General features: G+C 63.3%; 14 protein-coding genes. 8 read left to right on the top strand and 6 right to left on the bottom strand.

Features of this window, described 5'->3' with window-relative positions; translation table 11 throughout:
• The 5 genes from NH448_RS16870 to NH448_RS16890 all read left to right on the top strand — a co-directional run.
• Window positions 1-265, top strand: a 265-nt coding sequence (locus NH448_RS16870) for an iron chelate uptake ABC transporter family permease subunit (protein WP_253029093.1), incomplete at its 5' end; no start/stop codon positions are given.
• Between the two features lie 161 nt (window positions 266-426).
• The gene (locus NH448_RS16875; protein WP_253029094.1) at window positions 427-1,380 is read left to right on the top strand and encodes an iron ABC transporter permease; all 954 of its coding nucleotides are present in this window, start codon (window positions 427-429) and stop codon (window positions 1,378-1,380) included.
• Window positions 1,380-2,249 carry an ABC transporter ATP-binding protein gene (locus NH448_RS16880; RefSeq protein ID WP_253029095.1) on the top strand — a complete coding sequence of 290 codons (870 nt, stop codon included), beginning with the start codon at window positions 1,380-1,382 and terminating at the stop codon, window positions 2,247-2,249. The genes NH448_RS16875 and NH448_RS16880 overlap by 1 nt, the downstream gene beginning before the upstream one ends.
• Before the next feature lie 277 nt (window positions 2,250-2,526).
• Complete coding sequence (locus NH448_RS16885; RefSeq protein ID WP_253029096.1) at window positions 2,527-3,327, top strand: SDR family oxidoreductase; 801 nt, start codon at window positions 2,527-2,529, stop codon at window positions 3,325-3,327.
• 93 nt (window positions 3,328-3,420) lie between these two features.
• On the top strand, window positions 3,421-4,110 hold the full coding sequence (locus tag NH448_RS16890) for a DsbA family oxidoreductase (RefSeq protein ID WP_045990937.1): 690 nt from the start codon (window positions 3,421-3,423) through the stop codon (window positions 4,108-4,110).
• A gap of 109 nt (window positions 4,111-4,219) precedes the next feature.
• Here NH448_RS16890 and NH448_RS16895 read toward each other — a convergent pair whose 3' ends face one another.
• Both NH448_RS16895 and NH448_RS16900 read right to left on the bottom strand, forming a co-directional pair.
• Window positions 4,220-5,158, bottom strand: a complete 939-nt coding sequence (locus NH448_RS16895; protein ID WP_045990938.1) for an acetamidase/formamidase family protein — start codon at window positions 5,156-5,158, stop codon at window positions 4,220-4,222.
• Between the two features lie 118 nt (window positions 5,159-5,276).
• Window positions 5,277-6,623: an APC family permease gene (locus tag NH448_RS16900; RefSeq protein WP_045990939.1), complete on the bottom strand. Its 1,347-nt coding sequence runs from the start codon at window positions 6,621-6,623 to the stop codon at window positions 5,277-5,279.
• Window positions 6,624-6,912: 289 nt separating this feature from the next.
• Here NH448_RS16900 and NH448_RS16905 point away from each other — a divergent pair, with 289 nt between their 5' ends.
• The gene (locus NH448_RS16905; protein WP_045990940.1) at window positions 6,913-7,647 is read left to right on the top strand and encodes an FCD domain-containing protein; all 735 of its coding nucleotides are present in this window, start codon (window positions 6,913-6,915) and stop codon (window positions 7,645-7,647) included.
• A 342-nt stretch (window positions 7,648-7,989) separates the two neighbouring features.
• Here the strand turns inward: NH448_RS16905 and NH448_RS16910 are convergent, their stop codons facing one another.
• The 3 genes from NH448_RS16910 to NH448_RS16920 all read right to left on the bottom strand — a co-directional run bounded on the left by NH448_RS16910 (window position 7,990) and on the right by NH448_RS16920 (window position 11,172).
• The gene (locus tag NH448_RS16910) at window positions 7,990-8,853 is read right to left on the bottom strand and encodes a glycine betaine ABC transporter substrate-binding protein (protein WP_045990941.1); all 864 of its coding nucleotides are present in this window, start codon (window positions 8,851-8,853) and stop codon (window positions 7,990-7,992) included.
• Window positions 8,854-8,995: 142 nt separating this feature from the next.
• On the bottom strand, window positions 8,996-10,246 hold the full coding sequence (locus NH448_RS16915; RefSeq protein ID WP_108131689.1) for a Xaa-Pro peptidase family protein: 1,251 nt from the start codon (window positions 10,244-10,246) through the stop codon (window positions 8,996-8,998).
• A gap of 35 nt (window positions 10,247-10,281) precedes the next feature.
• The gene (locus tag NH448_RS16920) at window positions 10,282-11,172 is read right to left on the bottom strand and encodes a phytanoyl-CoA dioxygenase family protein (RefSeq protein ID WP_045990942.1); all 891 of its coding nucleotides are present in this window, start codon (window positions 11,170-11,172) and stop codon (window positions 10,282-10,284) included.
• A gap of 111 nt (window positions 11,173-11,283) precedes the next feature.
• Between NH448_RS16920 and NH448_RS16925 the strand changes: the two genes are divergently transcribed.
• Window positions 11,284-12,183: a LysR substrate-binding domain-containing protein gene (locus tag NH448_RS16925; protein ID WP_045990943.1), complete on the top strand. Its 900-nt coding sequence runs from the start codon at window positions 11,284-11,286 to the stop codon at window positions 12,181-12,183.
• Window positions 12,184-12,222: 39 nt separating this feature from the next.
• Here NH448_RS16925 and gcvA read toward each other — a convergent pair whose 3' ends face one another.
• Window positions 12,223-13,122 (bottom strand): transcriptional regulator GcvA, encoded by a 900-nt coding sequence (gcvA, locus tag NH448_RS16930; protein ID WP_045990944.1) that lies wholly within the window; start codon window positions 13,120-13,122, stop codon window positions 12,223-12,225.
• 173 nt (window positions 13,123-13,295) lie between these two features.
• Here gcvA and NH448_RS16935 point away from each other — a divergent pair, with 173 nt between their 5' ends.
• Window positions 13,296-14,789, top strand: a complete 1,494-nt coding sequence (locus tag NH448_RS16935) for an aldehyde dehydrogenase (protein ID WP_045990945.1) — start codon at window positions 13,296-13,298, stop codon at window positions 14,787-14,789.
• Window positions 14,790-14,797: the final 8 nt, after the last annotated feature.

Consider the following 14,797-nt stretch of genomic DNA (forward strand, 5'->3'; position numbering starts at 1 on the left):
GTGCGGGGCGACCACCGCGGCCTGTGGTCCCATCGGATTCGTCGGCCTGGTAGTGCCCCACGCGCTGCGCCTGCTGGTCGGTGCCGACTACCGCCGCCTGCTGCCGCTGTGTGCCCTCGGCGGCGCCCTGCTGGTCATACTGGCCGACACTCTGGGCCGGGTGCTGGTCCGTCCGGCAGAACTCGACGTCGGTATCGTCACCGCCCTGCTCGGCGGTCCGGTCTTCATCTGGATCGTCCGCCGCCACACGCTGAGGTCACTGTGACGACGACACCGACCACCTCCCCGCGAGCGACGGCCACTCAAGCCATGTCCCCCCGAGCGACGTCCTCTCAAGCAAGGTCCACCCAAGCAAGGTCCGCTCCGTCGACCGTCAGACAACTGCGACGGCAACGCCAACGCCAGCGCCGGCGGATCATTGCGCTGTTGCTGTGTGCGCTGCTTGCCGGGGTCTGCCTCACCCTGATGCTGGGCCAGTCATGGATCGACCCTGCCACGGTGATCGCGGTGCTGTCCGGCGAGCAGGTGCCCGGCGCCTCCTTCACCCTGATGGAGCTGAGGCTGCCCCGGGCGCTGATCGCCGTACTGGCCGGGGCCTGCTTCGGCCTCGGCGGCGCCGCCTTCCAGACCATGCTGCGCAATCCGCTGGCCAGTCCCGACGTGATCGGTATCAGCGCCGGCGCCAGCGCAGCGGCGGTCTTCGCCATCGTCATGCTGTCGCTGCGTGGCGCTCCGGTGGCACTGGTGGCCATCGTCGGCGGTCTTGGCGTCGCGCTGCTGATCTATGCCCTGTCGTGGCGCCGCGGCGTCGCCGATACCCGCCTGATTCTGACCGGCATCGGCCTCGCCGCCATGCTCCAGAGCGCCATCGCCTACCTGCTGACCCAGGCCCCGGCCTGGCCACTGCAGGAGGCCATGCGCTGGATGACCGGCAGCCTCAACAGCGTGCACCTGGATCAGAGCCTGCCCCTGCTGCTGGCGCTGGTCGTGCTTGGCCTGCCGCTACTTCACTTCGCCAGGGACCTGGAGGCGATGCGCCTGGGCGATGACATGGCCCGGGGGCTCGGTGTCAGGCTGTCGCTCACCCGCCTGGGCATCGTGATCGCGGCGGTGGGGCTGGTCGCCTTTGCCACCGCGGTGACCGGGCCGATCGCCTTCGTCGCCTTCCTCAGCGGCCCGGTCGCCGCCTGGTTGATCCGTCACAATGGCTCGGTGCTGATCCCCGCCGCCCTGGTCGGCGCCCTGTTCGTGCTGCTGGGTGACTTTATCGGCCAGCATCTGCTGCCGGCCCGCTATCCCGTGGGGGTGGTCACCGGCGTGATCGGCGCCCCCTACCTGATTACCCTCGTCATGCGCGACAACGCCCGAGGATCCACCTGATGACGCCTACCCGACTCAGTGCCCGAGGCCTGACCGCCGGCTACCGTGACCGAGCGGTCCTCGACAACATCGATCTGGAGGTCAAGCCAGCGGGTATCACCGCCATCGTCGGCGCCAACGCCTGCGGCAAGTCGACCCTGCTGCGTTCGCTGTCACGCCTGCTGGCGCCGCAGCGCGGCCAGGTATTGCTCGACGGCCACGACCTGCACCGGCTGCCCGCCAGGCGCCTGGCCCAGCGCCTGGGACTGCTGCCTCAGGCGCCACTCGCCCCTGAAGGCATCACCGTGCTGGAGCTGGTCAGCCGTGGCCGCCACCCCCACCAGGGCATGTTTCAGCGCTGGAGCCGCGAAGACGATGACGCCGTCAGCGAGGCGCTGGAAGCCACCGACACCACCGGCCTCGCCGAGCGTGTGCTGGAGGAACTGTCGGGCGGCCAGCGCCAGCGGGTATGGATCGCCATGGCCCTGGCCCAGCGCACCGACGTGCTGCTGCTCGACGAACCCACCACCTATCTCGATATCCACCACCAGGTCGAGGTGCTCGATCTGCTCGAGGACCTCAACCGCCAGCGCGGCACCACCATCGTCATGGTGCTGCATGAGCTCAACCTTGCCGCGCGCTATGCCGATGAGTTGATCGCCATGGCCGCCGGCAAGGTCTACTCAAGCGGCCCGGCCAGTGAGGTGATGACCACCACCATGGTCAGGGAGGTATTCGGACTGGACAGCCACGTCTTCGCCGATCCCGTCAGCGGCCGCCCGATGATGGTCCCGCTGGGTCGACAGGACCGCAGGCCACACTCGCAGGCAAGGGCAGTGCACAAGGATCGTCGATCGACGGTCCCCGACACCGAAGCGTCATCATCGTGACATGACCTCGGCAGCACGCTGGGACTCGCGGTGGCGACGGTCGGCCGCCCTGATCACGATGCTGGCCATGATGTTGGCCATGATGTTGGCCAGGATACGGGCCAGGGTGCCGACGCGATGCTGGCGCGATGGTTGAGCAGCGCCGTCGCGGCACGTTAGGGTCCCGGATTGTCAAACGCCCAGAGGCAAGCACCCAGAGGCAAGCGCCCAATGGCCTTGTCAGGCGCTACGCCCAGGCGTGCCGCGACCGTTCCTTTTCCCAGACAGGAGCACGATGATGAAGACCATTCTGATCACCGGCGCCGGCAGCGGACTCGGCGAAGGTACGGCACTGGCCCTGGCCAGGGCGGGACACAAGGTCATCGCTACCACGGAGATCTGGCCCCAGGTCACCTCGCTCAAGGAAAAGGCCCGGCAGCAGGAACTGACGCTCACCGTCGAAAAGCTCGATATCACCGACAAGCGCGACCGCGACGCGGTGTTTTCCAGCTACGGACACCAGGTCGATATCGTGGTGGCCAACGCCGCCATCGGCGAGACCGGCGCGCTGGCCGAGATCCCGGTCGACCGGGTACGCCGAGTGTTCGAGACCAACGTCTTCTCGACCCTGGAATTCGTGCAGCCCTACGCCCGCGAGTTCGTCGAGCGAGGCAAGGGCAAGATCGTACTGACCTCCTCCATCGCTGGTTTCACCACCTTCCCCTACCTCGGTCCCTACGTCGCCTCGAAGCACGCCCTCGAAGGCATGGCGCAACTGCTCTACGAAGAGCTCGCCCCGCTGGGCGTCAAGGTGGCCACCATCAACCCCGGCCCCTTCCGCACCGGCTTCAACGACCGCATGTACAACACCCTGGACCAGTGGTACGACCCCGACGCCTGCTTCACCCCTGAAAAACCGATTCGCTCGGTGCAGCAGCAGTTTGCCGGCGACGACCTGCAGCAGGACCCGGCGGCGATGATCGACGAGATGGCACGACTGATCCCGCTGGACGAGCACCGCTTCCGCAATGTCTACCCGGACAGCTTCGAGGCCAGTGCCAAGGAATATCAGGATGGGCTGTGGGATCGACTCATCTGAGGCTTGTCTGTTGATCGTGTCCCGGGGCCTGTAAGATTGGTTGCCCTGCTAACGACCAATCCGGGACACCTTTCTTCAGGAGTAGAGGCCGACATGCCCACATCCCCAGATAGCCGCGACAGCGACACCACCATCACCGTCGACATCGTCTCCGACGTCGTCTGTCCCTGGTGCATCATCGGCTACCGCCAGCTCGCCGAGGCGGCGCGCCAGAGCGGCATCGACATCGAGGTGCACTGGCACCCCTTCGAGCTCAATCCGCAGATGGGCGAGGAAGGCGAAAACCTGCGCGAGCATATCGCCGCCAAGTACGGCACCAGCGATGAGGACTCGCGCAGCGCACGGGAACGGCTCACCCAGATGGGCGCCGACCTCGGCTTCACCTTCAACTACACCGATGACATGCGCATGGTGAATACCTTCCGCGCCCACCAGTTGATCGACTGGGCGGAGCAGCGCTCTCCTGACGAAGGCCACCGCATGAAGCAGGCCCTGTTCAGCGCCTTCTTCACCGAACGTCGTGACCTCCACCGGATCGACGTGCTGGCCGATGTAGCGGCGAGTCTCGGCCATGACCGCGCCGAAGTAGTGACGATACTCGAGTCGGGCGAGCGCGGCGAATCGGTGCGACAGCGCCAGGCCTTCTGGCAACAGCAGGGCATCAGCGGGGTACCCGCCATGGTGTTCAACCGCCGCTACCTGGTCACCGGCGCCCAGGGCGTCGAGAACTACCAGGAAGTCCTTGCGCAGGTGGCCGCCGAGCGAGCCGAAGTGACGTCATGACGACAACGCCGGGTGCCACAACACCCGGCGTTATTGGTCAGGCCCGCGGGCCTGACCCTACGTTCTGACGAACGGAAAGGTCAGTTCAGCTCAACCCGGGATCATACACCTAGATGGCTCTAAGACTCTTCGAGCGGAAGATCGACCGAGGCATGTAGAAGGACACCACCCAGTTGGGCTGATCGACGATCTCGCTGACCCGTAGCCGCCCTGCCACGCTGCAAAGCGCGTAGGCCAGCTGCTCATCCATGCCGGCCTGACGGTGCAACCGATCGATCATGAAGCGCACCGCGTCACGGGCGCCCTGCATCAAGTCCGGCCCCACCCCGGTGGTGACCAGAAAGCCCGCATCTTCCTCGCTCGACGCTCCCGGCGGCACGTCGAACATCGGCGCAGGAATATTGCCCGCCTTGTGCAGACGCAATGTGGCCGTGGCGGCCATGCGGGTCTCTACCGCGGTTCCGCAGACCTCTCCGTCGCCCTGGCAGGCGTGGGTATCGCCGATACTCAGAAGTCCTCCCTTGACCTGCACCGGCAGGTACAGCCGAGCTCCCTTTACCAGGTCACGGATGTCGAGATTGCCACCGCAGATGCGCGGCGGCACGATGGAGTGCTGCCCCGGCTCGGCAGGCGCGAGCCCGATGGTACCGGCGAAGGGCCGAAACGGAATCACGATGTCCTCGTCGAAGTACACCGACTCGCTGTCGTACTCCGACACCTTGAGCCAGGGCGAGGTGAAATCGTCGGCCAGCAGCCCGAAACCCGGGATCAACCCCGTCCAGCCCCACTGCCCCGGTTCGAAGTCGACCAGCTCCACCTCGATCACATCGCCGGGTTCGGCATCCTCCATATAGAGGGGGCCACACACCGGATTGAGCTCCCCTGCCGGCAGCCGGGTCAGCGCGTCGGCCTGGCTGTGTCGGGTAATCAAGCCACCGCTGGCATCGAGAATATCGAAGCGCCGAGTATCACCGGAACTGATCGTTTCCTGCGGCTCGAGGGCGTGGTCAAAACAGTGATGAACGTCGTGTATCGTCTTGATCTTCATTCTTGTGTCTCCACCTCGAGGCGCCGGTCGTCTCCGCCGACCGACGCCTCGAGTGTTTTCAATTGGCCCTGGGCGCTGTTCTCAACATCGACGAGCGCAGGCACTTTTCAGGCAAGCCTTAGATTTCTATCTGCACGGCACGTCCACCGCGCTTGGCAAAGGCGTAGACGCCGACACCGACAACCGCCCATGCCAGCCCGATCAGCACGGTATAGGACTCGAACCCGCTCCAGATGTAGCCGACCACGGCCAGGCCGAGCAGCGGACACAGGATATGCAGGAAAGGATTGGCTGCCTTCTTCTTGAACACGAAGTAGTAGAGCGTGGTGATGTTCAGAATGATGAAGGCGGTCAGGGCGCCGATTGTCACGATGGAGGTCAACAACGCCAGCTGCTGCATGAAAGCGATCCCCGCGACGATGGACACGGCACCGACCAGCAGCGCACTGACGTAGGGCGTCTTGAAGCGCGGGTGAACGCGAGCCAGCGGCGCCGGCAGCAGCCGATCACGGCCCATGCTGTAGAGGATTCGCGCGGTCGCGATCTGGGCCACCAGGGAGTCAGCGACGCCCCAGGCGATAGCGGTGGTCGCGGCGGTCAGCACCGCCAGCCAGCCGCCCCCGGCGATACGTGCGGTTTCATAGAAGGCGGTGTCGAGATTGTTGAACGAGGCGGGATCGGGCTGGATCAGCGCCGCCACCCAGGTCTGGGCGATGAACAGGCCACCGATGATCAACAGCACCAGGAAGATCGCCTTGCTGACCGCCTTGCCACCGCCCTTGGCCTCTTCCGCCAGGGTGGAGATGCCATCGAAACCCAGAAAACTGAGCACCGCGATCGGCACCGCAGAGATGATCAGCCCCAGCGAGAAGTCATCGGCATCGTAGACCGGGGCCATCGAGAAGACGGCACCGTTGACGTTGTTGCTGATGGCCACCACCCCCACCACCAGAAACACCGCCAGCACCAGCAGTTCGGCCACCAGCATCCAGCGGTTGAAGGCGGCGGTAAAGCTGATGCCGCGAATATTGATGTAGGTGTTGAATACGACGAAGGCCACCACCAGCAGGATCGGTGACAGCGACGGGAAGATGTCGTGAATCGCCAGCGCCCCCACCACGTACAACAGCGCCGGAATCAGGATGTAGTCCAGCAGCATGATCCAGCCCGCGACGAAGCCGGCAAAGCTGCCCGCCCCGCGGGACACGTAGGAGTACACCGAGCCTGCTACCGGGAATTCCTTGGCCATCTGGGAGTAGCAGATGGCGGTAAACAGCATCCCCACCAGTCCGATGACATAGGCGGTGACGATCATGCCACCGCTGGCGCTCATGACGTGGCCGAAGATACCGAAGGGAGCGATCGGCACGATGAAGATCAGGCCGTAGATCACCAGATCTCTCAGCTTGAGCGTTCGTGAGAGTTCCTGGGTGTAGCCCAGACTCTCCAGGGTATTGTCACTCATCGGTGATTTCCTCTTGTTCTAGTTGGCAAGGCGGGGATCTCCCGCCATCGAGCGGTCGAAGACGTCCACCGGGTCGAGGCTGCCTGCGTGGCGACACTGGGCGGCCTCTTGCTGTGCATTCCCTTGGCCGGTCAAGAATCTGACGGCGCCGTGTATACTCGAACCCGCCAGCAGACCCGGACGCGGTTCGCGACCTGCGACAGTGCGCCGGACACAGCGACGTTGGCCGCTTCATTTTTAGAAAATCACACTTAAAGGTATTGTGACAATACCTTTTGGAGAGAACCCTATGATTGAACCGTCTCGAACCGACCTGCCAGGCGCCGGCGGCGCCCGCTCGGCCACCCAGGAGCTGGCGGACCGGATCGTGACGGCGATCGCCATTGGCGCTTACTCCCCCGGGGATCGCCTGCCGCCGGAGCGCGACCTGGCGGAGCGCCAGGGGGTCAGTCGCGTCACCGTCCGCGGCGCCTTGAAGATCGTGGGCGAGCTTGGCCTGATCGAATCCCGCCGTGGTCGTGATGGCGGTACCTTTGTCACCTTCAAACGGGTCGACGAGGCCTCGCCCAACACCGCCCAGCGTATCCTCGGACAGGAGCTGCCCCAGCTCAGGGACTTCTTCGACTATCGCTGTCTGGTGGAGGGGCTGGTGGCCAGAACCGCCGCCGAGCGTCACGACGAGGCCCAGGCCAAAACGTTGCAGGCGCTGCTGGACCGCTTCTGCGACACCGACGACGCCTCCGTCGCCCGCCAACTCGATGAGCGCCTTCACGACTGCATCATGCAGATGGCCGACAATCACCATCTGGTCGCGCAGTCACGCCAACTGACGGCGCGAGCCACCCTGGGATTCGGCTCTGAACCCTACCCCGCCGAATCATTGCCAAGGGCAAGACGGGAACATCGTGAACTGGTCCAGGCCATCCTCGAACGACGCGCAGACGACGCCTTCAGCGTCGCCCAGCATCACTTCACACTGACGCTTGCGATCATGGAACATTCACTGGATGGGCGACCGCTCTAGCCCGACTCCCGGGAAAGCGGCTTTGGTGAGGGGTTTGATGAAGGGCTTTGGCGCAGAGCTCAGGCGTAAACGAAGGGGGAATACTGGCCAAGCGGTAGGGACGTCGCACTAGCCTCAATGGCACCTCCCTGGTGGGGCTCCACCTCCACCATTGTCATGGTGACGAGATGGAACCCTGGTCGTTTGAAAACGTTCTTCAAACAGAAAAGTCGGTCGACTTCATGACCACAGATGGCCGTACCACCCAGGGACGACGATAGCGAAGCGGGCCGGCGACGTCGCCTTTTCTCCCATCGCGTCTTCGGGTACGGCCGGTTGCGCACGGCCCTTCAAGGCAATGGGCTAGCCGGAGGCGTCGTCGATCCAGCTATCGACCAGATCACGATTGTCGTTGATCCAGTCCCGGGCACCCTCTTCGGGATCCCCTGTTTCCTCTATCCGAGCCATCAGCGTTCCAAGGCTATCATCATCCATATGCCAGGCATTGAGCACCGATGTCAGCCAGGGATCATCCTCGTCCAGACCGGGGCGTGCCATCCAGTAGATGTCCTCGTTGTCACCATAGATCCCCTTGGGATCCTCGAGGTACTTGAGGTCGTACTCGGCGAAGGCCCAGTGAGGACTCCACAGCGTCACCACCATCGGCTCTTCGCGGCTGTAGGCACCATCAAGCGCCGCCATCATCGCCGGTCCAGAGCTATTGATCTGGTCAAAGGGCAAATCATAGGCGCTGATCACGTCGTCGGTCAGGCCCGCAATGGCAGACCCCGAATCGATGCCAAGAATTGAGGGGCCGCCCTGATACTCGTAACGCTCAGCCTGTTCCTTCAGCTCGGCAATGCTGTCGATATCGGCGTAGCTTGGGACCACCAGCCCCAGGCCAGTCCCGCGATACCAGACATCGTGGACGTCGATGCGATCGCGGTATGGTTCCAGAAAGGGCGCATCGGTGGTCGGCAACCAGATCTCGAGTGAAAGGTCGAAGTCGCCACTGGCAAGACCACTGTAGAGCACACTCTTGCCGACATCCGACAGCTCGATGTCATAGTCATGCTCCTCCTCGAGGAGAATCTTCCACATGTTGGCAACGGCGATGTTTTCGGCCCAATTGTTGGTGCCGATGGTCAGTGACTTGTCGTCGGCAACGGACACATTGCCAGCAGACATGACACCCAGCGCCAGCAGAGTTACGGAAAATTTCTTCATGAAAACTCCTTCTTCTGATTGTCGGCAAGGCAAGTGGAAAAGCCTAGCATGAGACGATGCTGATCAAGCCGACGCATTTCTCATACCTTGCATGAGTTAACGGAATGCGCCACCCACGATCGGTGGCGCATCCTGGGGATCGTCAGCCCAGCAGACGGGCATCGAATGGATAGTCCGACAGCAGCTCCACCTGGCCGTCTTCGCGGACGTATAGCTGTTCTTCGAGCTTCACCCCTTCGCCCCCAGCTTCATGACCGATGAAGCTCTCGACACACAGGGTCATGCCGGGTTCGATAACGCCGTCGTAGCCCTTATCGTCGATGTCCTCGCGGTGCACGATGTAGGGATACTCGCCATTCATGCCGACCCCGTGAGCCAGGGCAAAGTAGCGGCGAGACTTGTAGGCGGGAGGAATCTCCCAGGCACGCTCGGCGTATTCCTTGAAGCTCACCCCAGGCTTGAGATTAGCCATGTTGGTCTGAATCTGGTCGTACGCCATGCGATACAGATCTTTCTGCGTCTGAGATGGGGCATCACGCCCGCACAGGAAGGTGCGCGAAAAGTCGGCGTAGTAGCCGTAGCGTCCGACCACATCGGTATCCAGCGCTACCAGCTCTCCTGACTGGATACGGCGGTCGGAACACTCCTGAAACCAGGGGTTGGTTCTCGGCCCGGAGTTCATCAGACGCGTCTCGATAAAATCCGCATCGGTCGCGACGATATGCTGGTGCAGCTTCGACCAGGCTTCGTTCTCGGTCACGCCGGGCCGAATGCTGGCCTCAAGTTGACGCACGCCCTCCTCCACAGCACGCAACGACGAGCGGATCATCTTGATCTCATTGGGCACCTTGTAGGCACGGGCCTGCTCGAGTGGCTCCTGGGCATCCAGCACCCGGTAACCACGCTCCTTCAGCGCAAACGCCGCCTGGGAGGTCGCGCTCTCCAGTGCCACCTTGCCGCCACCGCCGCACTGGCGCTGAATCAGGTCGTCGATTTCATCGGCCCAGGCCTCGGTGACCGCGTGGGTATTACGCTCGTTGAAGTAGTACGAGATCGCCTTCGCCGGACGGATCTCGTCGATCGTCGGCAGATGAGAGGCCAGATGCTCGCACCCGGAAAACTCGAACAACACTACCGGCCCCTCGGCGGGCACGAAGGCATAGCGCGCCGGGTTGCGCGAGCTGTAGACCTGCATGTTTCTGGAACCGGTGGCATAGCGCACATGGGCCGGGTCAAACAGTACCGCGGCTGAAATGTCGCGCGACTTGAGCTGAGCCCGTACGCGAGCAAGCCGGTCAAGCAGGATCTGCGGGATCTCCTGCTGCGTCGGTTCACAGTCTTCGGGGCGATGGGTCGGGGGCAGGATGCCCATTGCGTCCAGATCCATATTCATCAGCGTTGCTCCCTGGGATTGAATGGCGAAGAGGCTCAGTCGAGCAGGCCATCGGCGCGTTCGGCCCGATCCTGTTCGGCCTGGATATGCAGCTCGGACACCCGGCCATACAGCTGGCGGGTGCGCTCGAGACGACCGACCACGCCAGGCGTCTTGGAATACGCAAAGATCGCCGTCAGTCGCGGCGTGTCACCCTCCACACGAGTCACGCGATGCAGGCTGAAGCGCCCCTTGAACAGCTGAAGATCACCGGGTTGCAGGTCCAGGCGACGCACGCCTTCACGTGTTTCGCCGCGAATCACCGCGCCGACTCCCTCGTAGTTCTCCTCCTGGGGCGTACGGATGTCCGGGCAGTACTCGAAGCTGCCGCCTTCTTCTGGCGCCTGGGTCATCATGGTGACGATGAATTCATTGGTGTCGTAGTGCCATGGCTGCTGGGTGCCGTCGGGCAGCACGTTGAGCACCAGCCCGGCATAGGGATCGGCATACTCATACACCTTGTCCTCGCCAAGGCAGCGGGCGACCAGCGACTTCATGCCTGGCGAAACGTACATGCGCTGCATGATGCGATCCGCCGTGATCATGTCGCGGGTCACGAAACCGCTGGTGCGGGTCATGAACAGCCGGCGAGGATCCTGCTCAGGCAACTCGGGATCGTCAGCGGTAAAGTAGGCGTTCACCTCACGGCTGTTGTAGAAGCTCTTCTGCGCCAGTTCATGGCACTCCTCGCGCATCTGCGCCAGTCGGTCCTGGCGCAGGAAACCGCGAAGCACCGCACAGCCCTCGCGATCAAGGTCCTTGCGGGCCGTGGCGATGGCCGACAGCAGGACAGGATCATCAGGACGATCGAGAGGATAGCGTTCGCTATCGACCAGGTCTGTCAGGTCATGGCGTTCGGCATCGGCCAGTTGCTGTGCAGTAAGCATCAGGGTTCTCCTCGGTGAGCCGGGGAAGGGACGACCAGTCGACGCTGGTCTCGTCTTGGGTTCAGCGGCATAGTGGGGAAACTTCAATCATCGAGGAAACGATTCGTTCCGATGCATTCCATCGACAAAACCGATGGGCATAGCCTGCCGATCCTGGACACCGAACTGCTCAGCGCCTTCGTGGCGGTGATCGAGAATGGGGGATTCACGGCGGCCGCCCGGCAGTTGCACAAGACGCAATCGACCATCAGCCAGCGCATTCGCACCCTGGAAGAGCGCGTAGGCAGTCCGCTGGTATATCGCACCAGCCGTCAACTCAGCCTGACCGAGGATGGCGAGATCTTTCTGGTCTACGCGCGCCGCCTGCTGCAGTTGCAGCGCGAAGCCATCAGCGCTCTCGGTCATGGGGATCGCGACGGGGTGATTCGTTTCGGACTGCCTGAAAACTACGCCGAGATCTGGCTGCCGCGACTGCTGGATCGCTTCGCTCAGCGCCATCCTCGTATTCGCCCGCATATCCACTGCCGCATGTCGAGCGAGCTGATAGAGGCACTCGAGGCCGGCGAACTCGACCTGGCGCTCACGGTGCGTCACGCCAATCATGGCAATGGGGACATCCTGGCCGCCGAATCCCTGGTGTGGGCCGCCCATCGCGACTTCGATCACGACCCTCAGGCAGCGCTACCGCTGGCGCTGTTCCCCGACCACTGCCCCTACCGGCAACGCGCCCTCGACAGCCTGACGCGCCAAGGTCGCCAGTGGTCGCTGCACTACACCAGCCAGAGCCCCACCGGCCTGCGCATGGCGGTGAACCAGCGCGACGCAGTGACCGTCGCTGATCGCCGCACCCTACCCGATGATTGGCGCATACTCGGCGACACCGATGGCCTCCCGCCGCTGCCACCGGCCGAGCTCGAGCTCCATCGTTCGCCAAGCTTCCAGCACCCCGCAGGGGACGAACTGATCATGCTGATCCGTGAACTGCTGACCTCTGACACAACGATCGGCTGAAGCGAATTGGCGCGTTTCCAGTGAGCATCGACGCCACACTCACGCAGGTGGATCGCTGATCTCCTGGCGCAGCCAGCGACGAAACAGCGCCATGTTGGTGGAATCCTGCTGCTCTTGACGCGTCACCAGCCAGTAGGACTGATGGCCGGTGACCTCGACGTCCAGCAGTTGCACCAGATCCCCGCGCATCAATTCACGGCCGATCATGTGGCGATCGGCCACCGCCACCCCGATGCCATTGATGGCCGCCTGGATGGCGAGCTCGAGGACGTCGAAGGCCAGCCCCCCATCTGTCTCGACGCCTTCGATGCCTGCCGCTCGCAGCCAGTGCTGCCAGGTCTGGAAACGGTCATCGTCTCGAAGTACATGCAGCAGGGTATGACGAGTCAGATCCACCTCACGCCCTCGCCGCCCCTCCAGCAACTGCGGGGCACACACCGCCACATGGGATTCCTGCATCAGCAGCTCGGCGTCGAGCTCCGGCCATTCGCCGGCGCCGAAGCGAATCACGCCGTCCATCTCGGCATGATTCAACAGATCATCTTCGAATCGGGTGGTGATCGACAGGTCCAGCGAGGGGTGCAGCGCGTGCAGCCGACCGAGCCGCGGCACCAGCCAGCGACTGGCAAAGGTCGGCGGCACATTGATCCTCAAGTGGGATAACTGCTGCTGGTCCTCCAGCGCACCGACGGTCCAGGCGATCCGATCAAAGGACTGCCTGAGTACCGGCAGCAGCCGATTGCCTGCAGCGGTCAACCGCAATTGCCCGCCACTTCGGTCGAACAGCGCCACTCCGAGCTGCTCCTCGAGCAGCTTGACCTGGCGGCTCACGGCGCTCTGGGTCACACACAGGCGGGTCGCTGCCTGGGTAAAGCTCAGACACTGGGCGGCGGCCTCGAAGGCCTTGAGGGCGTTGAGTGGTGGTAGTGAACGCTGCATGGGCTCCCCTTAGAAAAACTCGTGACGAATCATCAATTCTGCACAAAACATCGAAGAATACCCCGATCTTCATGACTTTTACGAATGGTGCGACTGCAAAATGGTCGTTTGTTGCAGCGTCTGCTGCTGCCTAGGATGCCGACTACAGTTCATGACCTCGGGAGATTCACACGATGACAGAGCGCTCATTGACCGACTGGCAGCAACTGGCCAGTAGCCTGAGCCTGCCGCACCAGGCCTACCTGGGCGGTCAGTTCTGTGACGCGGCCGGTGGGGCGACCTTCACCGCCGAGAATCCCGCCACCGGCGAATCCCTCGTCGCCGTCGCCGCCTGCCAGGCAGAAGACGTCGATCGTGCCGTCACGATTGCCCGTGACACCTTCAATGCGGGGACCTGGCGCGACCTGCCACCCACCGAGCGCAAGGCTTATCTGCTGCGCTGGGCGCAATTGATCGAGCAACACACCGACGAAATTGCACTGCTCGAGACCCTCGAGACCGGCAAACCCATCTCTCAGACCACCAGCGTCGATATCCCTGGGCTGATCGGTGGTCTGCGCTACTACGCCGAGGCCCTCGACAAGCTCTACGGCGAGACCGCCCCGAATGGACCTTCCAGCGTGTGCATGATCGACCGGGAGCCGGTGGGCGTGGTCGCGGCGGTAGTGCCCTGGAACTACCCCTTGATCATCGCCGGCTGGAAGATCGGCCCGGCGCTGGGTGCAGGCAATTCCCTGATCCTGAAGCCCGCCGAGCAGTCCAGCCTGGCGACGTTGAAGGTTGCAGCGCTGGCCGCCGAGGCGGGTATTCCCGACGGTGCCTTCCAGGTCGTCACCGGACTCGGCCACGAGGCCGGTGAAGCCCTGGGGCGCCACATGGACGTCGATGCGGTTGGCTTCACCGGATCCACCGAGATCGGCAAGCGGTTTCTGGCCTACTCGGCGGAATCCAACATGAAGCGAGTCGGCCTGGAGTGCGGCGGCAAGAGCCCACATATCGTCACTCGTGACGTCGAGGATCTGGACAAGATCGCGATGTATGTCGCCTACGGCGTCTGGTACAACCAGGGCCAGACCTGCCACGCCGGCACGCGACTGATCGTCGACCGCGAGGTCAAGGAAGCCCTGCTGGAACGACTGGAAAGCTGGGCCGACAAGCTGGCACCCGGCGATCCCCTCGACCCCGCCAATCAGATCGGCGCCATGATCGAGCAGCCCCAGCTGGAAAAGGTCCAGCACTACCTGGCCGAGGGCCAGCGGGAAGGCGCGCGGCTACGCTTCGGTGGTGAACGGGTTCACCGTGACAGCGGCGGCTACTACCTGACACCGGCGGTGCTGGATGACGTCAGCAACGATATGCGTGTGGCCCGCGAGGAGATCTTTGGTCCCGTACTGGTGGTGCTCACCGTGGATTCACTCGATGAAGCCATCACCATTGCCAATGACACCGACTATGGTCTGGGCGCCGCTATCTGGACCGACAAATTGAGCGACGGCCATCGCGCCGCCAAGGCCTTGCGCGCCGGTACCGTGTGGGTCAACTGCTATGACCACACCTCCATCAACGCGCCCTTCGGCGGCTTCAAGCAGTCGGGACAGGGCCGCGACAAGTCGCTTCACGCCTTCGACAAGTACACCGAACTCAAGACCACCTGGATCGAGATCTGAGGAGCCCA

The sequence above is a fragment of the Halomonas sp. OfavH-34-E genome (assembly GCF_024124525.1).
GTDB classification, from domain to species: domain Bacteria; phylum Pseudomonadota; class Gammaproteobacteria; order Pseudomonadales; family Halomonadaceae; genus Halomonas; species Halomonas litopenaei.